Here is a 19577-nt window from a genome sequence, read left to right on the forward strand (position 1 = left end):
GCCCGTTCCGACCTGCGGGTGTGACCCACACCGCAGGTCGGACGGGCAACCGGGGCAGGTCACGCCGCCCTCTACGGTGGCGTGATGAGCTTGACGGGCACCCCCTTCTTCGTGACCGTGATCGCGCTGACCGCGATCGCCGTCGTCCTGCCGCTGGCCGTGTGGAGCAAGGTGCGCGGGCCCGCCGTCGTGCGCACCGCCGTGCGGGCGCTGATGGTGGTGTTCGCGCAGGTCACGGCCGTGGCAGTGGTGTTCGTCGCGGTCAACAGGGCCGAGCACTTCTACGCGTCCTGGGGTGACCTGTTCGGCACCGGGCAGTACGTCACCGCCGCCCCCGACCTCGGCCCGGACGGGCTCGGCGGGAAGAAGGTCGAAGAGGCCCCGAAGGTCAAGCAGCAGTTCCAGCCCGTCGAGGGCCTCGGCGGCCGGGTCCAGAAGACCGAGCTCGACGGCAAGATATCGGGGGTCAAGGGCGACGTCATGGTGTGGCTGCCGCCGCAGTACGACGACCCGGCCTACAAGGACAAGAAGTTCCCGGTGGTCGAGCTGATCCCGGGCATACCGGGGACGGGCAAGTCCTGGTTCCAGGGGGTCAAGGCGCACGAGGTGCTGGAGCCGCTGATGAAGAGCGGCAAGGTGCAGCCGTTCATCCTGGTCTCGCCGCGCGCCATGCTCGTCGGCAACGGCGACACCGGCTGCGCGAACATCCCCGGCAAGGTCAACGCGGACAGCTGGTTCAGCGTCGACGTCCGCAAGATGGTCGTCGACAACTTCCGGGCCTCGGAGGAGGCCCGCACCTGGGGCGTGGCCGGGTACTCGGCCGGCGCCTACTGCGCCGCCAAGCTGGCGATCCTGCACCCCGACCGCTACAGCGCGGCCGTCTCCCTGTCCGGCTACAACGACCCCGGCCAGGAGCCCTCCTCACTCGTCGCCCAAGACCCGCAGCTGCGCACCACGCACAACCTGAAGAACCTGCTCAAGGCCGCGCCCACGCCGCCGGCGGTCTCGCTGTGGATGTCGGGGGCCGAGCAGGACGGCTACCTGTCCGGCATGGACCTGAAGGGTCTTGCGCAGAAGCCGACGGTCGTGCACGCGGAGAAGGTGGTTGGCGGCCACAACCTCGAATCGTGGTCCAAGCAGCTGCCGCAGACCTTCGGCTGGCTGAGCGGCATCGTCAGGGCCCCGTAGGCGGTCAGCGGGCGGTAGGCCGGCAGGGCGCCGTAGGCCGCGCCGGGCCCGGCGCGGTCACGCGGGGCGGGAGGCGCCGGCCCAGGGCATCGAGTCGACCGGTGCCAGGCGGACCGTCGACCCGGGGCGCGGGGCGTGGATCATCTGGCCGTTGCCGATGTAGAGGCCGACGTGGGTCACCCCGGAGTAGAAGAACACCAGGTCCCCGGGGGCCAGCTGGTCGCGGGACACGCGCCGGCCGGCGTTGATCTGGGTGTAGGTGGTGCGGGGCAGGGAGACCCCGGCCGAGCGCCAGGCCGCCTGGGTCAGGCCGGAGCAGTCGAAGGACCCCGGGCCCGTCGCGCCCCAGACGTACGGCTTCCCGATCGCGGTGTACGCGAAGGCCACGGCGCGGGCCGCGCGGGAACCGTCGGAAGGCGGCGCGGGCGTGCTGCGGTTCGGGGCGGCGGCGGGTGCGGGGGAGGCGGCGGGCGTCTGGGCCTCGTAGGCGGCGCGCTCCTCGGCGGTGAGCTTGGCCAGCAGGCGCTTGGCTGCGGCGAGCTTGTCCTCGATCACGGCCTTGTGCGCGGAGAGTTCGTCCTGCTTGGCGCGGAGGTCGGCGAGCTGTCCCGCGGCCTGCTCCCGGAGTTTGCCGACCTCGTCGAGGCGTCGGCGCACGGTGGTGATCCCGGCGGCGTTGCGGTCCCCGGCGCGGGTGATGAAGGAGGCCTGGGAGAGGTACTCCTGCGGGTCGGCCGCCAGCGCGAGCTGCACGGCCGTGCCCAGGGACCCGCTGCGGTACTGGGAGGCGGCGAGGGTGCCGAGCGCGCTGCGGGCGGTGTTGAGCTGGTCGGTCTTGCGGGCGGTCTCGTCGCGCAGGCCGGTCAGCGCGCGCTCGGCCTCGTCGGCCTTCTCCTTCGCCCCGTTGTACTGCTCGGTCGCCGCCTCGGCCTCCTCGTAGAGCCGGTCCACCTCCGACTTGACCTGGGAGGGGGTGGGCCGGGGATCGGCCTGGGAGGTGCCTTCGAAGGCGGTGGCGGTGGCAGCGCCCGCGAGGGCGAGGGTGGCGGCGGTCGTCCGTGCCGTGCCGCCGGAGAGCGGGCGCTGCCTGGGCTTTCGATGACTGGCCACGAGGGCCTCACGTCCTTCCCCTGTCGCTGACGCTGGGTCTTGGGGGAGGACGCTAAACCTGAAAGTAACGGGCCGATGTCGAGATGGTCCGAACTGATCGGATGTGGCGGATCGGTATCCGTCAGTGCCAGAGGACGGCGATAAAAATATTGATCATGGTCAGTCCGCCGACCGCGCCGAACATCGCCTTCTCGACCTTCTCCTCGTCGCGCTTGACGTAGACGAGGGCGAGGATCACGAAGAGGATCGCGAGCTTCACGCCCACCTTGACGTTGTTGACCGGCGTGCCGTCCATCTCGTTGAAGCCGACCAGCAGGACGCCCGTCACGAGCATGGTGAGCGCGCCGTGCAGCATCGCCGGCGTGAAGCGGGCGGTGCCCGCGCTCATCGCCTTCATCTGGGTCAGGAAACCGCCGAGCAGCGAGGCGATCCCGATGATGTGCAGGCCGACGAAGACATTGATGAGTACGTCCATGCGGACGAGCGTACGGGGCGAGATCTTCGAACAGTCGGGCGAGGTCCGGCCGGGATCGGCGTACGGCCGAACGAGGTCCGTACGAGATCTGCGTACAGTTGGGGCATGGCTGCCGCAGCTGACCTGACCCACCCCGCCGCCGACCGCATCGAGCTGGTCGAGGTGCTGGCCGCGCTCGGGCATCCCGTCCGGCTGGAGATCGTCCGCAAGCTGGCCTCCGGCGAGGAGGCGTTCTGCGGCGAGGTCGTGCCCGACCTGCCCAGATCCAGCGTCACGCACCACCTCAAGACGCTGCGCGAGAGCGGAGTGATCCGCCGGCGGCCCAGCGGCCGCAAGCTCTACCTCGCACTGCGCCGCGACGATCTGGACGAGTGCTTCCCCGGTCTCCTGGAACTCGTCCTGGCCTGTCGGTCCCGCCCCCTAGACTCGGAATGCGATGAGCAGCCTCTTTGACGACAGTTTCCTGGCGGACCTCACCCCCTCCCACGAGGTCCCGCCGCCGCCCGAGGATCACGGCGCCCCGGAAGCGGGCGCGGACGATCTCTTCGGGGGGCGCTTCGACGTGCCCATGAGCGGGGACGCGTACTACCGGGACGGCGCCCCCAGGCCCGTCATCGACCCGGCGACGCTCCTGCACGGCCTGAACGAGCAGCAGGCCGCGGCCGTGGTGCACGCGGGCTCCCCGCTGCTCATCGTGGCCGGCGCCGGCTCCGGCAAGACCCGGGTGCTGACCCACCGCATCGGACACCTGCTGTCCGCGCGGAACGTGCACCCCGGCCAGATCCTGGCGATCACCTTCACCAACAAGGCCGCCGGAGAGATGAAGGAGCGCGTCGAGAGCCTGGTCGGCCCGCGCGCCAACGCCATGTGGGTCTCCACCTTCCACAGCGCGTGCGTCCGCATCCTGCGCCGCGAGTCCAAGCGGCTCGGCTTCACCTCATCGTTCTCGATCTACGACGCGGCCGACTCGAAGCGCCTGATGGCGCTCGTCTGCCGCGACCTGGACCTGGACCCGAAGAAGTTCCCGCCGAAGGCCTTCAACGCCAAGATCTCGAACCTGAAGAACGAGCTGATCGACGAGGAGGCCTTCGCCGACCAGGCCGTCGACGGGTTCGAGAAGACCCTCGCCCAGGCGTACGCGATGTACCAGGGGCGGCTGCGCGAGGCCAACGCGCTCGACTTCGACGACATCATCATGACCACGGTGCACCTGCTCCAGGCGTTCCCCGACGTCGCCGAGCACTACCGGCGCCGCTTCCGGCACGTCCTCGTGGACGAGTACCAGGACACCAACCACGCCCAGTACACGCTCGTGCGCGAGCTGGTCGGCACCGGCTACCCGGACCTGCCGCCGGCCGAGCTCTGCGTCGTGGGTGACGCCGACCAGTCGATCTACGCCTTCCGCGGCGCGACCATCCGCAACATCCTCCAGTTCGAAGAGGACTACAAGGACGCGACGACGATCCTGCTGGAGCAGAACTACCGCTCCACGCAGACGATCCTCTCCGCCGCCAACGCGGTCATCGAACGCAACGAGAACCGCCGCGCCAAGAACCTGTGGACCGAGGCCGGCACCGGCGCCGTCATCACCGGCTACGTCGCGGACACCGAGCACGACGAGGCGCAGTTCGTCGCCGACGAGATCGACCGGCTGACGGACGCGGGCGACGCCAAGGCCGGCGACGTCGCGATCTTCTACCGGACGAACGCCCAGTCGCGCGTGTTCGAGGAGATCTTCATCCGGGTCGGGCTGCCCTACAAGGTCGTCGGCGGCGTCCGCTTCTACGAGCGCAAGGAGGTCCGCGACGTTCTCGCGTACCTGCGCGTCCTCGCCAACCCGGAGGACAACGTCCCGCTCCGCCGGATCCTGAACACGCCGAAGCGCGGCATCGGCGAGCGCGCCGAGGCGATGATCGACGCCCTCGCGATGCGCGAGAAGATCACCTTCCCGCAGGCGCTGCGGCGCGTCGACGAGGCCTTCGGCATGGCCGCCCGCTCGACGAACGCGGTGAAGCGGTTCAACGTGCTGATGGAGGAGCTCCGCACGATCGTCGACTCGGGCGCGGGCCCCGCGGTGGTCCTGGAGGCGGTCCTGGAGCGGACCGGGTACCTCGCCGAACTGCAGGCGTCGACCGACCCGCAGGACGAGACGCGGATCGAGAACCTCCAGGAGCTGGCGGCGGTGGCGCTGGAGTTCGAGCAGGCGCGGGAGGCCGCGACCGCCGAGGCCGCCGAGACGGGAGCCCCGGCTCCCGGGCCCGGCACCCTGGCCGAGTTCCTGGAGCAGGTCGCGCTCGTCGCCGACTCCGACCAGATCCCCGACGAGGACACCGAGGGCACGGGCGTCATCACGCTGATGACCCTGCACACCGCCAAGGGCCTGGAGTTCCCGGTGGTCTTCGTGACCGGCATGGAGGACGGGGTCTTCCCGCACATGCGCGCGCTGGGACAGACCAAGGAACTGGAGGAGGAGCGCCGCCTCGCCTACGTCGGCATCACGCGGGCCCGCGAGCGGCTGTACCTCACCCGGTCGAGCATGCGCAGCGCCTGGGGCACGCCCTCGTACAACCCGCCGTCGCGGTTCCTGGAGGAGATCCCCACGGAGTACCTCCAGTGGAAGCGGACGGGCGCCACGCAGAAGCCGGCCGGTCCGATGCGGAGCTCCGGCTACGGGTCCTCGTCCTCCGGTTCGGGGAAGGCGACCTTCGGCACCTCGCCCGAGGCGTTCCTGTCCTCGTCGCGTACGAAGTCGGGCCCGTCCGGGTTCGCGACGCGGCGGGCCGCGGACAAGCCGGTCATCGCCCTGGTGGTCGGGGACCGGGTCACGCACGACCAGTTCGGGCTCGGCACCGTCATGGAGGTCAAGGGAGCGGGCGCGGACGCGCAGGCCACCGTCGACTTCGGGGACGACAAGCCCAAGCGGCTGCTGCTGCGTTACGCGCCGGTGCAGAAGCTGTAGGGCGGGGGAGTACGGCGGGCGGCCGCGCGGCCTTGGGGCCGCGCGGCGGTTACGTCGGGTCCAGGCCCTTGCTGCGCAGCCACGCCAGCGGGTCGATCGCCGAGCCGCCGCCGGGGCGCACCTCGAAGTGGAGGTGCGGGCCGGTGGAGTTGCCGGAGTTGCCGGAGTAGGCGATGACGTCGCCCGCCTTGACCTTGCCGCCGCGGATCTTGGTCGAGCTGAGGTGGCAGTACCAGGTCTCGGTGCCGTCGGGCGCGGTCACTATCGCCATGTTGCCGTAGGCGCTGTTGTACTGGGTGCGCACGGTGCCGTCGGTGGCCGCCATGACCGGGGTCCCGTAGGAGACCGGGAAGTCGATGCCGGTGTGCACCGACATCCACATGCCGCCGGCCTGGCCGAAGTTGGCGCTGAGGCCTTGCTGGTTCACGGGGATGGCGAACTTGGGGCGGGCGGCCTCCTTGGCCGCGGCCTCCTCCGCCTTCTTCTTCTTTTCCTCTTCCTGGCGTTCGCGCAGGTCGATGCGCTCCTGCGTGCGGCTCGCGCGGTCCGCGAAATCGCCCGCGTCGGCGCTGAGCGCGACCAGTTGGGTGTCGAGCTTGGTGTTCGCCGCGACGGGCTTCACCGAGGCCGGGTCGGGCGCGGCCATCGTGGTGGTGTCCTGAGCGGGCTTGTCCGTGTCGGTGAGCCCGCCGACGGAGGCGGCCGCCACGCCCGCGACGCCCATCACGCAGGCGGAGGGCACGGCCACGGTCAGCAGGGCGGAACGCTTCGCCGGGGTGCGGCGACGGCTGTTGCCGGCGGCCTTGGTGTTGCCCTTGGTGTTGCCCTTGGCGGCGGTCCGGCGCGCGGCGCGCGGAGCGGCGGTCACGGGCATGGCCTGCGTGGGGAGGTCGTGGACCTCGGGCGCGGAGTGGAGTTCGTGGACCTCGGGCAGCTCGTGGACCTCGGACGCCAGGGAGGCCTCAGGGGTCTCGGGGCTCGCGTCGGAGAGCACCTCGAAGACCGCGGTCTCGCTGTAGGTGCCGGCGTACGCGTCGGTTCCGGCCTGGGTTCCGGCGTCGTAGCCGACGGAGGCCGTCCCGTACGCGTACTCCTGTGCCTGTGCCTGCTGCTGCGCGGGCTGGTACTCGTACTCGTACGGGTAGGCGGCCTCGGGCTGGGGCTGGACCGGGGTCTGCGTGACGGTGTTCCAGGCGGTGGCGTCGTAGGCGCCGGTCTCGGTGCCGGTGGTGCCGTAGCCCGGCATCGCCCAGTGCCCGGTCTGCTCGCCGGAGGCGTCGTAGCCGAAGGAGGCGGGCTGGTACTCGGTGTAGGCGGAGTAGTCCGCGCCCTGCGTGTTCCAGGCGCTCGCGTCCCAGGTCCCGGAGGTGTCCCCGGGTGCGGCCTGGGTCGGGATCGTCGACAGGTAAGGGTCCTGTGAGGTCCACGCGGTGGTGTCGTACGCGCCGGTCTCGTAGGAGCCGTAGGCGGCGTAGTTGACCCCCTGGCCCTGCGTTTCATAGGAAACGTAGGTCGAGTCACCAGCGAAAGTGGTGGTGGCAAGGCCGTCATACCCGGCATCCGGGTACTGGCCCGACGAGGGGCGGTCGTTCACCAACTTCTCTTTCGCCTCGGCAGTGGGGCCTGGGTGGCCGGGAACGCGTGGTTCACCGGAGGAGAGCAGTGGCGTGACTGTACCCGTCGGTTACTCGCAACGACAATCTTCGCCGGGTCTCGAGATTGCCGGAACCGGGCATTCGGCCGTCTTTCGGTCGCCGAAAGACGCACCCTTGGCCTTGAGTTCGAAATTCGTTCGACTGGAGGTCGCTTGGCGGCTAGGCGACGGACGCGGCCTCCGAGCCCGCGACGGCGGCCAGACCGGGCCCGTCGAGGGCGCGCCGGACCGCCGCGATGACGGCGGGGTGCGCGGGCAGCGCGAGGTGTCCGATCCCCGTGACCTGCACGTTCTCCACGTGCAGGTCCGGGTGCTCGATCCGCGCGGTCCCGACCGGAGTCATCAGCGCGTCGAACTCGCTCCAGAACGCCACGCACCGGGTGGCACATCCGGGCGCGGGCGCGGCCAGTTCGGCGAGCACCTCGGAGTCCGGGCGCATCTGCCGCACCAGCGGGTGCGCGTCCATGAAGGGCGCGACCCGCGTGCCGGAGTGCGGGGTGCCGAGGGTGACGAGGGTCCGGACGCGGGCGTCGCCGCCGAGGCGCTGTACGTAATACCGGCCGACCAGGCCGCCCAGGCTGTGCCCGACCAGGTCCACCCGCTCCTGTCCGGTGCGCTCGCACAGTTCCTCGACACGCCGGGCGAGATGGCGGGCGGTGACGCGCAGGTCGAGGGTGAAGGGCGAGTAGTTGTACGCCTCCACGTGCCGCAGGCCGCCCGCCCCGAGGGCGCGGCGCAGGAGCACGAAGACGGACCGGTTGTCGGTGAATCCGTGGAGGAGGAGGGCGGGCGGGCGTGTCGCGCGGGCGGCGGCGGTGGCCTTTTCCTGGCACACTCCGGTCGGATAGAGGAGGAGGTGCCCGCCGAGCACCATCACCTCGAGCGCGCCGGCCCGCAGGGCCGCACCGGACAAGGGCATGGACACGGGTATGTACAGCCCCATCGACGGCCTCCCCTGAGCCTCTTGGGACCCGGGGCTCTTGCGCCACCGTGCCGTGCGGCTGTCGGCGCGGTGGCGCAATGCCGTCCCACGTGTGATTTCCCCCTCGTGATGGACCGCGAAACGGCGGCGTGCGCGATGCTGTACTTAACGTTCGTTCACTCGGGAGGCAGTGCGATGGGTGTGACCGGTCCGATCCGTGTGGTGGTGGCCAAGCCGGGTCTCGACGGCCACGACCGCGGGGCCAAGGTGATCGCGCGGGCGCTGCGGGACGCGGGCATGGAGGTCATCTACACCGGCCTCCACCAGACCCCCGAGCAGATCGTGGACACCGCCATCCAGGAGGACGCCGACGCGATCGGCCTCTCGATCCTCTCCGGCGCCCACAACACGCTGTTCGCGCGCGTGCTGGAACTCCTCAAGGAGCGCGACGCGGAGGACATCAAGGTCTTCGGCGGCGGGATCATCCCGGAGGACGACATCGCCCCGCTCAAGGAGAAGGGCGTGGCCGAGATCTTCACCCCGGGCGCGACGACGACGTCCATCGTGGACTGGGTCCGAGCGAACGTCCGACCTGACAGCCCCGCCGGCGTTTGAGCCCCCGCCCCATCCAGCCCCGCCGGCGTTTGAGGCGCGGGGTCTGGGGCGGAGCCCCAGGTCTGTGAGCCGCACCGGACCGCCGGCCCACCCCCCCGGGAGGGATCAGGCGGCCGGCGCCAACTCCGCAAGCATGGCCGCGCGCAGCCGAAGCGTGGCCACCAGCCGCTGAAAGGCCTCGGCCCAGTACGCGGCCGCGCCGGGAGCCGCGTCCGGCGGCTCCTCCGTGGCCGCGGTCAGGGCCTCCAGGCGGCCGGCCTCCGCGGGATCGAGGCAGCGTTCGGCCAGGCCCATCACCCCGCTGAAGCTCCACGGATAGCTGCCGGCCTCGCGGGCCATGTCCAGCGCGTCCACCACCGCCCGGCCCAGGGCCCCCGCCCACGGCACGACGCACACGCCGAGCAGCTGGAACGCCTCCGACAGCCCGTGGGCCCGTATGAACTCGGCGACCCACTCCGCCCGCTCCGCATCCGGCAGGGTCTCCAGCAGCTTGGCCCGCTCCGCGAGCGAGGCCGTGCCCGGACCCGCCGCGGGCGATGCGGACGGCGGGCCGAGCAGGGCCCGCGACCACGCCGCGTCGCGCTGCCGCACCGCCGCCCGGCACCACGCCGCGTGCAGTTCCTCCGTCCATCCCTCGCCCTCGGCGAGCGGCAGCGCCACGATCTCCGCCGGGCCGAGCCCCCCGAACCGCTCCCGCCAGCACGACAGCGGCGCCGCCTCCACGATCTGGCCGAGCCACCAGGCCCGCTCCCCGCGCCCGGCGGGCGGCCGCTTGACCACCCCGTCGCGGAGCATCCCCGCATCGCACTCGGCCGGCGGGGTCACGCCCTCCGGGCCCACGCAGGCCAGGGCGCGCTCCGCCATCCGGCCGGCCAGGGCCGATCGCGGCAACGCCGACAGCAGTTCGGCGGCCGTCGCGCGGACGTTGCGGCTGCGGTCGCCCAGTGCCGCCTCCAGGAAGGTCTCGTCCCCCTCCGACAGCCCCACCCGCAGCGAATCGAGGAACATCAGCCGGTCCTCGGCCCGTTCGGTGGCCCAGGTCGTCGCCAGCAGCCGCGGCGCGGCCGCCGCCTCGTGGGCCCGTACGGCGCCGAGCAACGCCACCCGCTCCGCGAACAGTCCCTCCTGCCACAGCCGTTCGACCCCGGCCGGGTCGGTCACCTCGGGCAGGTCCCCGGTACCGCCCGCCCCGCCGCGCAGGGCGAACCGCCAGTCCGGGTTCAGCCGGGCCAGCCACAGCCCGCGCGTGCCGGCCAGGGCCAGCGCCTGCGGCCGCAGGTCCGTACGGGCCCGGGCCGCGTCCAGCAGCGCCGGGACCAAGGCGGCCGGCGCGCGGTAGCCGTGCCGGCCGGCCGCGGCCAGCCACTGCGGCAGCAGTTCCGTCAGGTCCGGGGCGGCTCCGCGCCGTCCGCCGCCGCTGCCCGCGGCCGTCCGGCCGGCCAGCAGCTGGGCGAGCCGCCGGCCGGCTGCCTCCGGTGGCGCCGGGCGCGGATCCCGGGGCGCGGGCCGCGGATGCGGGCCCGCCGCGGCCGGCCGCAACCCGGCCCGGCGCCGTACGGCGTGCACGGCCGCCGCGTCCAGCAGCGCCTCCGGCGAGCGGGCCGGGCCCCCGCCGCGGCGCCGGTCGGTGCCCAGCAGCGCGGCGCCGACCAGCTCCTCCCACTCCCCGTACCCCTCGTCACCCTTGCTCATCGGGCCCCTCCCTCGCCGCTCGTCCTCTTCGCGTCCTGCGCCCCGGTCCCGCCCCCTCCGCGGGACCGGGGCTGTCGTGCGTTCGTGTACCAGTGCTCAACTGGCGTGGTTGTCGTTCATGCAAGCCCCCCGGCTTCTCGTCGTCACAGCGCCGGCGCCCCCGCGCCGCCGCCACCTGCTCGTGCCGCGTGCGACGCCCCCCGGCGCCCCCGCGTTCCCTCCCCGCCGCCCGTCTGACGGCATACGTCCCCCCAGGCCCCCTGCGGTGTGTGGTGTTGTCCGCCCGCGCTCAGGACAGGGCGACCGGCTCGGGAGAGTCCGGCTGCCAGGCCGTCAGCGGGGTGAAGCCGCGGTGGCCGCACTCGCCGAACACCGTCACCGGGCCCCCGCCCGACAACGCGGCCAGCTGCCACAGGCCCGAGCGGGAACGGCTGCCGGACCCGGTGAGCGGCACCGGCAGGGCGCAGGTGCCCTCCGCGTCCGCCAGCTGCCAGCCGAGCTCGCCCGGTATCGGGACCACCGGGCCGAGCACCACCGGCCAGGACTCCAGCCACGGGTCCTCCCGCAGCGCCGCCCCGTACGCCTCCAGTGCCGCCCCCGTGCTGACCCCGGCCGGAACCGCGGCGCACGGAACGGCCGCCGAGGGTCTCTCCCCGAGGTCCGCCCGCAGCCCCGCCGATCCGGGCCGGAAGCGGAGCTCCGCCTCCAGCGCCAGCCCGACCGGCAGCGACAGACCCGGCGACCGCCCGGGCGGTCCGAAGTCCAGTACCAGGGCGGGCCGTCCGCCCTGCAGTCCGCGCAGCCATATCCGGCGGGTGGTGAGCCGGCCGTCCGGTGACACCGAGTCGTACTGGGCCAGCACCAGCCAGCGGTCCCGTACGGCCTCCCCCTCCCCGGAGGCCGGCAGTCCCACCCGGCTGCGCACCGTCGCCGCCAGCTGTTCCGGCAGCCCCGCCACCCCCAGCCAGGCCCGGTCCAGCAGGTGCAGCAGCGCCGCCTCCTCCAGCATCCGGGCGGGCCAGCCCGGGCCGCAACTGGGTATCGTCCCCAACTCCCGCACCCGCGAGGCCAGTCCGGGTGCCTGCGCGTCGACCATCCGGGCCGCGGTCTCCTCCCACCCCGCGTAACCGGCCTGCTCCTGCCCCGCGAGGCCGCCGCGCACCATATCGGCCAGCCGCTGCTCCAGCTCGGTGACCCCCGCGCCGACACGGCCCGCCCGCCGCTCGGCCCGCTTGCGCGCCGCCTCCTCGTCCACCGGCCCGCCCGCCCCCGCAGCGGGACGCGCGGCCTTGGCCGCCCGGTCCGCCAGCCACTGCGCGGCCCAGTCCGGCGCCTCGCCCGGCTCGCCGACCCCCTCGGCCGACCAGAGCAGCAGCAGCCCCAGCGCGTGCTTGCACGGGAACTTCCGGCTCGGGCAGGAGCACTTGTAGGCCGGTCCGGCCAAGTCCACGACCGTCCGGTACGGCTTGCTGCCGCTGCCCTTGCACAACCCCCAGACAGAACCGGAAGCGGAACCTCCGATCTGCGACCATGGACCCGCCCCGCCGAGTCTGCTCCCCGCTTTGCGTGAGGCGTCGTCAGGAGCCAGAGCCAGTACCTGTTCCGCTGTCCAGCGGACCCCCTGCTCAGTCATGTGTTCCACCGTAGAGACCCCCACTGACAATCGCCCTGACCTGCAACAAAACCGTGAGCAGGGGGCGTTGTCAGTGGCGTGGTGCACCGTGGATCCAGCAGTCGGAAGCGGCTGCCGAGCCTTGGAGGGGGACCATGACCACGCCCGAGAACGAACGCCCGGCCGAAGCGCTGCGACCGCACGCCGAAGACGCTTTCGCCCACGAACTGAAAGCCCTCGCGGCCGCCGACGACCGGCCCCGCCCGGCCCGCTGGAAGCTCTCCCCGTGGGCCGTCGCCACGTACCTGCAGGGCGGCACGCTCGACGACGGCACGGTCATCACGCCCAAGTACGTGGGACCGCGCCGCATCGTCGAAGTCGCCGTCACCACCCTGGCCACCGACCGCGCCCTGCTCCTGCTCGGCGTCCCCGGCACCGCCAAGACCTGGGTCTCCGAACACCTCGCCGCCGCCGTCAGCGGGGACTCCACCCTCCTCGTCCAGGGCACCGCCGGCACCCCCGAGGAGGCCATCCGGTACGGCTGGAACTACGCCCGGCTCCTCGCCCACGGCCCCAGCCGCGAGGCCCTCGTCCCCAGCCCCGTCATGCGGGCCATGGCCGAGGGCATGACCGCCCGCGTCGAGGAGCTCACCCGCATCCCCGCCGACGTCCAGGACACCCTCATCACCGTCCTGTCCGAGAAGACACTGCCGATACCGGAGCTCGGCGAAGAGGTGCAGGCCGTGCGCGGCTTCAACCTCATCGCCACCGCCAACGACCGCGACCGCGGGGTCAACGAGCTGTCCAGCGCGCTGCGCCGCCGCTTCAACACCGTGGTCCTGCCGCTGCCCGCCAGCGCCGACGCCGAGGTCGACATCGTGGCCCGCCGCGTCGACCAGATGGGCCGCGCCCTCGACCTGCCGGCCGCGCCCGAGGGCCTGGAGGAGATCCGCCGCGTCGTCACCGTCTTCCGCGAGCTGCGCGACGGGGTCACTGGCGACGGCCGTACGAAGGTGAAGTCGCCCAGCGGCACCCTGTCCACCGCCGAGGCCATCTCCGTCGTCACCGGCGGCCTGGCCCTGGCCGCCCACTTCGGGGACGGCGTGCTGCGCCCCTCCGACGTGGCCGCCGGGATCCTCGGCGCCGTGGTCCGCGACCCGGCCGCCGACAAGGTGGTCTGGCAGGAGTACCTGGAGGCCGTGGTCCGCGAGCGCGACGGCTGGAAGGACTTCTACCGGGCCTGCCGGGAGGTGACGGTATGAGCCCGAGCCCGCGGGGCCCCCTGCTGCTGGGCGTACGGCACCACGGGCCCGGCTCGGCCCGCGCGGTGCGGGCGGCACTGGACGCGGCCCGCCCGGCGGCCGTGCTGATCGAGGGCCCGCCCGAGGGGGACGGGCTGCTCGCGCTCGCCGCCGACCCCGCGATGCGGCCGCCCGTGGCGCTGCTCGCGCACGCCGCGGACGACCCCGGCCGGGCCGCGTTCTGGCCGCTCGCCGACTTCTCCCCGGAGTGGGTGGCGATCCGCTGGGCCCAAGAGACCGGCGTGCCGGTGCGGTTCATGGACCTGCCCGCCGCGCACTCGCTGGCGGGGGCGGAGCCGGGCGCGGACCACGCCGAGCCCGATGCGGTCCGCGTGGACCCCCTCGCGGTGCTGGCCGAGACCGCCGGGTACGACGACCCCGAACGCTGGTGGGAGGACGTGGTCGAACACCGGGGCGCCGACGGCACCGGGGGCGCGGGGGAGGAGGTGCTCGGCGCGTTCGAGGCGCTCGGCGAGGCCATGGGAGCCCTGCGCGAGGCGTACGGCGACGGCGGCCACCACCGCGACCTGGTGCGCGAGGCGTACATGCGGCAGCGGATGCGGGCCGCCCGCCGGGAGTTCGGTGACGCGTACGCCGTCGTGTGCGGCGCCTGGCACGTCCCGGCGCTGCGGGCGAAGACCACCGTGGCCGCGGACAAGGCACTGCTGAGCGGCCTGCCCAAGGTCAAGGTGGAGACCACCTGGGTGCCGTGGACCCACCGCCGGCTCGCCCGGGCCGGCGGGTATGGCGCCGGGATCACCTCGCCCGGCTGGTACGCCCACCTCTTCGAGGCCCGGGACCGGCCCGTCGAGCGGTGGCTGACCAAGGTCGCCGGCCTGCTGCGCGCGGAGGACCGGCAGGTCTCCTCGGCGCACGTCATCGAGGCGGTCCGGCTGGCCGAGACCCTCGCCGCGATGCGGGGACGGCCGCTGCCCGGCCTGACCGAGACCCTCGAAGCGGTCCGGGCGGTGATGTGCGACGGCTCCGACATACCGCTCGCGCTGATCGAGGACCGCCTGGTGGTCGGCGACGTGCTCGGCGAGGTCCCGGACGAGGCCCCCGTCGTACCGCTCCAGCGGGACCTGACGAGACAGCAGCGCTCGCTGCGGCTCAAGGCCGAGGCGCAGGACCGCGAACTGGAACTCGACCTGCGCAAGGAAACCGACGCGGCGAAGTCCCTGCTGCTCCACCGGCTGCGGCTGCTCGGCATCGGATGGGGCACCCCGGCCGCCTCCCGGGGCAGCACCGGGACCTTCCGCGAGACGTGGCGGCTGCGGTGGGAGCCCGAACTGTCGGTGCGGGTCGCCGAGGCCGGGATCTGGGGCACCACCGTCCTCGCGGCGGCCACCGCCAAGGCCGAGGCCGACGCGGCCGGCGCCGAGGAGCTGGGCGAGGTGACGGCGCTCGCCGAGCGCTGCCTGCTCGCCGGGCTGTCCGAGGCGCTGCCCGCCGTACTGCGGGCCCTCGCGGACCGGGCCGCACTGGACACCGACGTGGCGCGGCTCGCCAAGGCGCTGCCCGCGCTGGCGCGTTCGCTGCGGTACGGGGACGTGCGCGGCACCGACGCGACGGCGCTGGGCACGGTCGCGGCCGGGCTCGCGGAGCGGATATGCGTGGCGCTGCCGCCCGCCTGCGCGGCCGGCCTGGACGCCGACGCGGCGGCGGAGCTGCGCGGCCACGTGGACGGGGTGCACGGGGCGGTGGCGCTGCTGGCCGACGCCGACGAGGGGCTGCGGGAGCGCTGGTCCGCGGTGCTGCGGACACTGGCCGGCCGGGACACCGTGCCGGGCGTCATCCGCGGCCGGGCGGCCAGGCTGCTCCTCGACGACGGGCGGCTGCCGGCCGAGGAGACGGCGCGGCTGATGGGGCTCGCGCTGTCCCCGGCCGCCGCTCCGGCCGACGCGGCGGGCTGGATCGAGGGCTTCGCGGGCGGGAGTTCGGGCGGGGGCACGCTGCTGGTCCACGACGAGCGGCTGCTGGGGCTCATCGATGCCTGGCTGGTGGGGGTGCCGGAGCGGGCCTTCACCGACGTACTCCCGCTGCTGCGGAGGACCTTCGGGGCGTACGAGTCGGGGGTGCGGCGGAGCCTGGGCGAGCTGGTGCGGCGGGGGCCGGGCCGTTCCGCTGCCGCGAGCTCGGCCTCCTCGGCACCCGAGGGCTTCGCCCCGGACCTGGACCCGGAGCGGGCGGACGCGGTGGTGGGGCTGGTGCGGATGCTGCTTGCGGGTTAGGGCGCGGCGCCGTTGCCGGGGGCGCTGCCCCGGACCCAGCGCCTCAAACGCCGACGTTGGATCGGTGCGGCGGGGCTGGACTCGGCGGGGCTGGAATGTGCGGAAACGACTGGTGGAGGGGGACGGACGGATGAGCGGGACGGACATGGGCACGGCCGGAGGCGAGCGGTTGCGGCGGTGGCGGATGGTGCTGGGCGGGGGCGAGGCCGAGGGGACCGGGTGTGCGCTCGCCGGGCGGGATGCGGCGATGGACGCCGCGCTCGGCGCGTTGTACGGGGGCGACGCCGGGTCCCGTAGGGGATCGGGGGCGCGGTCGGCGGGGCTCGGCGGGTCCGCGCCGAACGTGGCTCGCTGGCTCGGGGACATCCGTACGTACTTCCCCAGCTCGGTCGTCCAGGTGATGCAGCGCGACGCGATCGAGCGGCTCGGCCTGTCCACGCTGCTGCTGGAACCGGAGATGCTGGAGGCGGTGGAGCCGGACGTGCACCTCGTGGGCACGCTGCTCTCGCTGAACAAGGCGATGCCCGAGACGACCAGGGAGACGGCGCGGGCCGTGGTCCGCAAGGTGGTCGAGCAGCTGGAGAAGAAGCTCGCTGCGCGGACCCGGGCGACGCTGACCGGAGCTCTCGACCGGTCCGCGCGGATCAGCCGGCCCCGCCACCACGATATCGACTGGGACCGCACGATCCGGGCCAACCTCAAGAACTACCTGCCCGAGTACCGCACCGTCGTCCCCGAGCGGCTGATCGGGTACGGCCGTGCGGCCCAATCGGTGAAGAAGGAGGTGATCCTCTGCATCGACCAGTCGGGTTCCATGGCGGCCTCCGTCGTCTACGCCTCCGTCTTCGGCGCGGTGCTGGCCTCGATGCGCTCGATCGCGACCCGGCTCGTCGTCTTCGACACCGCCGTCGTGGACCTCACCGATCAGCTCGACGACCCGGTCGACGTCCTCTTCGGGACCCAGCTGGGTGGCGGCACGGACATCAACCGCGCCCTCGCCTACTGCCAGTCGAAGATCACCCGGCCCGCCGACACGGTCGTCATCCTGATCAGTGATCTCTACGAGGGCGGCATCCGCAACGAGATGCTCAAGCGGGTCGCCGCGATGAAGGGGTCGGGGGTCGAGTTCGTGACCCTGCTGGCGCTGTCCGACGAGGGCGCTCCGGCGTACGACCGCGAGCACGCCGCCGCCCTCGGCGCGCTCGGCGCGCCGGCCTTCGCCTGCACCCCCGACCTGTTCCCGGAGGTGATGGCCGCGGCGCTGGAGAAGCGGCCCCTGCCGACACCCTGACGGCCCGGTTCCCGCCTCCTCCCGGCCCCGTCCCGGTCCCTCGTGTGAATCGGTGAAACACACGAACTTCCAGTTCAACCGTGAGGCGATCTGTGACAGGTATCACCGCTCAGGTGTGATCTGCGATTTAGGGACCCACGGCCCTCGGGGATAACCTGCGGGACGGACATGCCGCGTCCACGGTCACCGTGTGCGCCTTCCTTGTGACAGCGCCGTCACGTTGCCCTCCGCGGCACGCCCACGCAGATAGCAGACAACCGCGAATCACTGCGAATCTTTAAAAAGACAAGGGACGGACGCGCGTGGACCTGTTCGAGTACCAGGCGAGGGACCTCTTCGCCAAGCACGGTGTACCGGTGCTGGCCGGTGAAGTCATCGACACGCCTGAGGCGGCTCGCGAGGCCACCGAGCGGCTGGGCGGCAAGTCGGTCGTCAAGGCGCAGGTGAAGGTCGGCGGCCGCGGCAAGGCCGGTGGCGTGAAGCTGGCCGCCACCCCGGACGAGGCCGTCGCCCGGGCGACGGACATCCTCGGCATGGACATCAAGGGCCACACGGTCCACAAGGTGATGATCGCCGAGACGGCTCCCGAGATCCTCGAGGAGTACTACGTCTCGTACCTCCTCGACCGCACCAACCGCACCTTCCTCGCCATGGCGTCGGTCGCGGGCGGCATGGACATCGAGCAGGTCGCCGAGGAGACCCCGGAGAAGCTCGCCAAGGTCCCGGTGAACGCCAACGAGGGCGTGACCATCGAGAAGGCCCGCGAGATCGTCGCCCTGGCGCAGTTCCCGGCCGAGGTCGCCGAGAAGGTCGCCGAGGTCCTCGTGACCCTGTGGGCGACCTTCATCGCCGAGGACGCGCTCCTCGTCGAGGTCAACCCGCTCGCGAAGGTCGCCAACGGCGACGTCATCGCGCTCGACGGCAAGGTCTCGCTCGACGAGAACGCCGAGTTCCGCCAGCCGGGCCACGAGGAGTTCGTGGACCACGCGGCCGCGAACCCGCTCGAGGCCGCCGCCAAGGCGAAGAACCTCAACTACGTCAAGCTCGACGGTGAGGTCGGCATCATCGGCAACGGCGCGGGTCTCGTCATGAGCACCCTCGACGTCGTCGCGTACGCCGGCGAGAACCACGGTGGCGTCAAGCCCGCCAACTTCCTGGACATCGGCGGTGGCGCCTCCGCCGCCGTCATGGCCAACGGTCTCGAGATCATCCTCGGCGACCCGGACGTCAAGTCCGTCTTCGTCAACGTCTTCGGTGGCATCACCGCCTGCGACGAGGTCGCCAACGGCATCGTCCAGGCGCTCCAGCTGCTGAAGGACAAGGGCGAAGAGGTCACCAAGCCCCTCGTCGTCCGTCTCGACGGCAACAACGCCGAGCTGGGTCGCAAGATCCTCTCGGACGCCAACCACCCGCTGGTCCAGCGCGTGGACACCATGGACGGCGCGGCCGACAAGGCCGCCGAGCTCGCGGCTGCGAAGTAAGGGCAGAGGTCACAGACTCACATGGCTATCTTCCTCAACAAGGACAGCAAGGTCATCGTCCAGGGCATGACCGGTGCCACGGGCATGAAGCACACCAAGCTGATGCTGGCTGACGGCACCAACATCGTCGGCGGCGTGAACCCGCGCAAGGCCGGCACCACCGTCGACTTCGACGGCACCGAGGTCCCGGTCTTCGGCTCCGTCGCCGAGGCGATGGAGAAGACGGGCGCCAACGTCTCCGTCCTCTTCGTCCCGCCGGCCTTCGCCAAGGCCGCCGTGGTCGAGGCGATCGACGCCGAGATCCCGCTGGCCGTCGTCATCACCGAGGGCATCGCGGTGCACGACTCCGCCGCCTTCTGGGCGTACGCGACCGCCAAGGGCAACAAGACCCGGATCATCGGCCCGAACTGCCCGGGTCTGATCACCCCCGGCCAGTCCAACGCCGGCATCATCCCGGGCGACATCACCAAGCCCGGCAAGATCGGTCTCGTGTCCAAGTCCGGCACGCTGACCTACCAGATGATGTACGAGCTCCGTGACATCGGCTTCACCTCCGCCGTCGGCATCGGTGGCGACCCGGTCATCGGCACCACGCACATCGACGCCCTGGAGGCCTTCGAGGCCGACCCGGACACCGAGCTGATCGTCATGATCGGCGAGATCGGCGGCGACGCCGAGGAGCGTGCGGCGGACTTCATCGCGAAGAACGTCACCAAGCCGGTCGTCGGTTACGTCGCGGGCTTCACCGCCCCCGAGGGCAAGACCATGGGCCACGCGGGCGCCATCGTCTCCGGCTCCTCCGGCACCGCGCAGGCCAAGAAGGAGGCCCTTGAGGCCGCCGGCGTGAAGGTCGGCAAGACGCCGACCGAGACCGCGAAGCTGGCGCGCGAGATCCTGAACGCCGCTCAGTAAGCAGTCCCCGTACGGACGCACGTACGGACGCACGAACGCACGGGCGTGGGGGGGGGGGGGGGGGGGGGGGGGGGGGGGGGGGGGGGGGGGGGGGGGGGGGGGGGGGGGGGGGGGGGGGGGGGGGGGGGGGGGGG

The 19577-nt window shown here is 72.6% G+C and carries 15 protein-coding genes; 9 read left to right on the forward strand and 6 right to left on the reverse strand.

All coding sequences use genetic code 11. From position 1 onward, the window contains the following. Nucleotides 1-84: 84 nt before the first annotated feature. Nucleotides 85-1188 carry an alpha/beta hydrolase gene (locus tag ACZ4VT_RS34030; RefSeq protein WP_467955260.1) on the forward strand — a complete coding sequence of 368 codons (1104 nt, stop codon included), beginning with the start codon at nt 85-87 and terminating at the stop codon, nt 1186-1188. 57 nt (nt 1189-1245) lie between these two features. Here the strand turns inward: ACZ4VT_RS34030 and ACZ4VT_RS34035 are convergent, their stop codons facing one another. Together ACZ4VT_RS34035 and ACZ4VT_RS34040 are read right to left on the reverse strand one after the other, a co-directional pair. Further along, nucleotides 1246-2298 (reverse strand): C40 family peptidase, encoded by a 1053-nt coding sequence (locus ACZ4VT_RS34035; protein ID WP_467955261.1) that lies wholly within the window; start codon nt 2296-2298, stop codon nt 1246-1248. A gap of 121 nt (nt 2299-2419) precedes the next feature. Next, complete coding sequence (locus tag ACZ4VT_RS34040; RefSeq protein ID WP_030710454.1) at nt 2420-2773, reverse strand: hypothetical protein; 354 nt, start codon at nt 2771-2773, stop codon at nt 2420-2422. 105 nt (nt 2774-2878) lie between these two features. Between ACZ4VT_RS34040 and ACZ4VT_RS34045 the strand changes: the two genes are divergently transcribed. Both ACZ4VT_RS34045 and pcrA read left to right on the forward strand, forming a co-directional pair. Continuing rightward, nucleotides 2879-3226, forward strand: a complete 348-nt coding sequence (locus ACZ4VT_RS34045) for an ArsR/SmtB family transcription factor (RefSeq protein WP_467955262.1) — start codon at nt 2879-2881, stop codon at nt 3224-3226. Then, on the forward strand, nt 3210-5732 hold the full coding sequence (pcrA, locus tag ACZ4VT_RS34050) for a DNA helicase PcrA (protein WP_467955263.1): 2523 nt from the start codon (nt 3210-3212) through the stop codon (nt 5730-5732). The genes ACZ4VT_RS34045 and pcrA overlap by 17 nt, the downstream gene beginning before the upstream one ends. 49 nt (nt 5733-5781) lie before the next feature. Here pcrA and ACZ4VT_RS34055 read toward each other — a convergent pair whose 3' ends face one another. Together ACZ4VT_RS34055 and ACZ4VT_RS34060 are read right to left on the reverse strand one after the other, a co-directional pair. After that, nucleotides 5782-7326 (reverse strand): M23 family metallopeptidase, encoded by a 1545-nt coding sequence (locus ACZ4VT_RS34055; RefSeq protein ID WP_467955264.1) that lies wholly within the window; start codon nt 7324-7326, stop codon nt 5782-5784. A 220-nt stretch (nt 7327-7546) separates the two neighbouring features. Next, nucleotides 7547-8329: an esterase/lipase family protein gene (locus ACZ4VT_RS34060; protein ID WP_467955265.1), complete on the reverse strand. Its 783-nt coding sequence runs from the start codon at nt 8327-8329 to the stop codon at nt 7547-7549. Between the two features lie 174 nt (nt 8330-8503). On the opposite strand from ACZ4VT_RS34060, the gene ACZ4VT_RS34065 reads away from it, so the two are divergent. Then, nucleotides 8504-8923: a cobalamin B12-binding domain-containing protein gene (locus ACZ4VT_RS34065; RefSeq protein ID WP_467955266.1), complete on the forward strand. Its 420-nt coding sequence runs from the start codon at nt 8504-8506 to the stop codon at nt 8921-8923. A 105-nt stretch (nt 8924-9028) separates the two neighbouring features. Here ACZ4VT_RS34065 and ACZ4VT_RS34070 read toward each other — a convergent pair whose 3' ends face one another. After that, on the reverse strand, nt 9029-10615 hold the full coding sequence (locus ACZ4VT_RS34070; protein WP_467955267.1) for a DUF5691 domain-containing protein: 1587 nt from the start codon (nt 10613-10615) through the stop codon (nt 9029-9031). Between the two features lie 289 nt (nt 10616-10904). Then, a complete protein-coding gene (locus tag ACZ4VT_RS34075) occupies nt 10905-12248 on the reverse strand; it encodes an SWIM zinc finger family protein (protein WP_467955268.1) in 1344 nt (447 codons plus the stop codon). Nucleotides 12249-12382: 134 nt separating this feature from the next. Here ACZ4VT_RS34075 and ACZ4VT_RS34080 point away from each other — a divergent pair, with 134 nt between their 5' ends. The 5 genes from ACZ4VT_RS34080 to sucD all read left to right on the forward strand — a co-directional run bounded on the left by ACZ4VT_RS34080 (nt 12383) and on the right by sucD (nt 19443). Next, entirely contained in the window at nt 12383-13489 is a 1107-nt protein-coding gene (locus tag ACZ4VT_RS34080; RefSeq protein WP_362852019.1) for an ATP-binding protein, read from the forward strand. After that, nucleotides 13486-15759: a DUF5682 family protein gene (locus ACZ4VT_RS34085; RefSeq protein WP_467955269.1), complete on the forward strand. Its 2274-nt coding sequence runs from the start codon at nt 13486-13488 to the stop codon at nt 15757-15759. The genes ACZ4VT_RS34080 and ACZ4VT_RS34085 overlap by 4 nt, the downstream gene beginning before the upstream one ends. A gap of 130 nt (nt 15760-15889) precedes the next feature. After that, nucleotides 15890-17050 carry a VWA domain-containing protein gene (locus ACZ4VT_RS34090; RefSeq protein ID WP_467955270.1) on the forward strand — a complete coding sequence of 387 codons (1161 nt, stop codon included), beginning with the start codon at nt 15890-15892 and terminating at the stop codon, nt 17048-17050. Nucleotides 17051-17352: 302 nt separating this feature from the next. Further along, nucleotides 17353-18531: an ADP-forming succinate--CoA ligase subunit beta gene (gene sucC, locus ACZ4VT_RS34095; RefSeq protein WP_361771006.1), complete on the forward strand. Its 1179-nt coding sequence runs from the start codon at nt 17353-17355 to the stop codon at nt 18529-18531. Between the two features lie 21 nt (nt 18532-18552). After that, nucleotides 18553-19443, forward strand: a complete 891-nt coding sequence (sucD, locus tag ACZ4VT_RS34100) for a succinate--CoA ligase subunit alpha (protein ID WP_362056576.1) — start codon at nt 18553-18555, stop codon at nt 19441-19443. Nucleotides 19444-19577 lie beyond the last annotated feature (134 nt).

This window comes from Streptomyces sp. NPDC029164, assembly GCF_055563995.1.

Bases quoted from the DNA above. Each gene is read 5' to 3' on its own strand.
- ACZ4VT_RS34080 (WP_362852019.1), top strand. From the start codon at position 12,383: ATGACCACGCCCGAGAACGAACGCCCGGCCGAAGCGCTGCGACCGCAC.
- ACZ4VT_RS34045 (WP_467955262.1), top strand. From the start codon at position 2,879: ATGGCTGCCGCAGCTGACCTGACCCACCCCGCCGCCGACCGCATCGAG.
- ACZ4VT_RS34030 (WP_467955260.1), top strand. From the start codon at position 85: ATGAGCTTGACGGGCACCCCCTTCTTCGTGACCGTGATCGCGCTGACC.
- ACZ4VT_RS34075 (WP_467955268.1), bottom strand. From the start codon at position 12,248: ATGACTGAGCAGGGGGTCCGCTGGACAGCGGAACAGGTACTGGCTCTG.
- pcrA (WP_467955263.1), top strand. From the start codon at position 3,210: ATGAGCAGCCTCTTTGACGACAGTTTCCTGGCGGACCTCACCCCCTCC.
- ACZ4VT_RS34065 (WP_467955266.1), top strand. From the start codon at position 8,504: ATGGGTGTGACCGGTCCGATCCGTGTGGTGGTGGCCAAGCCGGGTCTC.
- ACZ4VT_RS34090 (WP_467955270.1), top strand. From the start codon at position 15,890: ATGAGCGGGACGGACATGGGCACGGCCGGAGGCGAGCGGTTGCGGCGG.
- ACZ4VT_RS34085 (WP_467955269.1), top strand. From the start codon at position 13,486: ATGAGCCCGAGCCCGCGGGGCCCCCTGCTGCTGGGCGTACGGCACCAC.
- ACZ4VT_RS34060 (WP_467955265.1), bottom strand. From the start codon at position 8,329: ATGGGGCTGTACATACCCGTGTCCATGCCCTTGTCCGGTGCGGCCCTG.
- sucD (WP_362056576.1), top strand. From the start codon at position 18,553: ATGGCTATCTTCCTCAACAAGGACAGCAAGGTCATCGTCCAGGGCATG.
- ACZ4VT_RS34070 (WP_467955267.1), bottom strand. From the start codon at position 10,615: ATGAGCAAGGGTGACGAGGGGTACGGGGAGTGGGAGGAGCTGGTCGGC.
- ACZ4VT_RS34040 (WP_030710454.1), bottom strand. From the start codon at position 2,773: ATGGACGTACTCATCAATGTCTTCGTCGGCCTGCACATCATCGGGATC.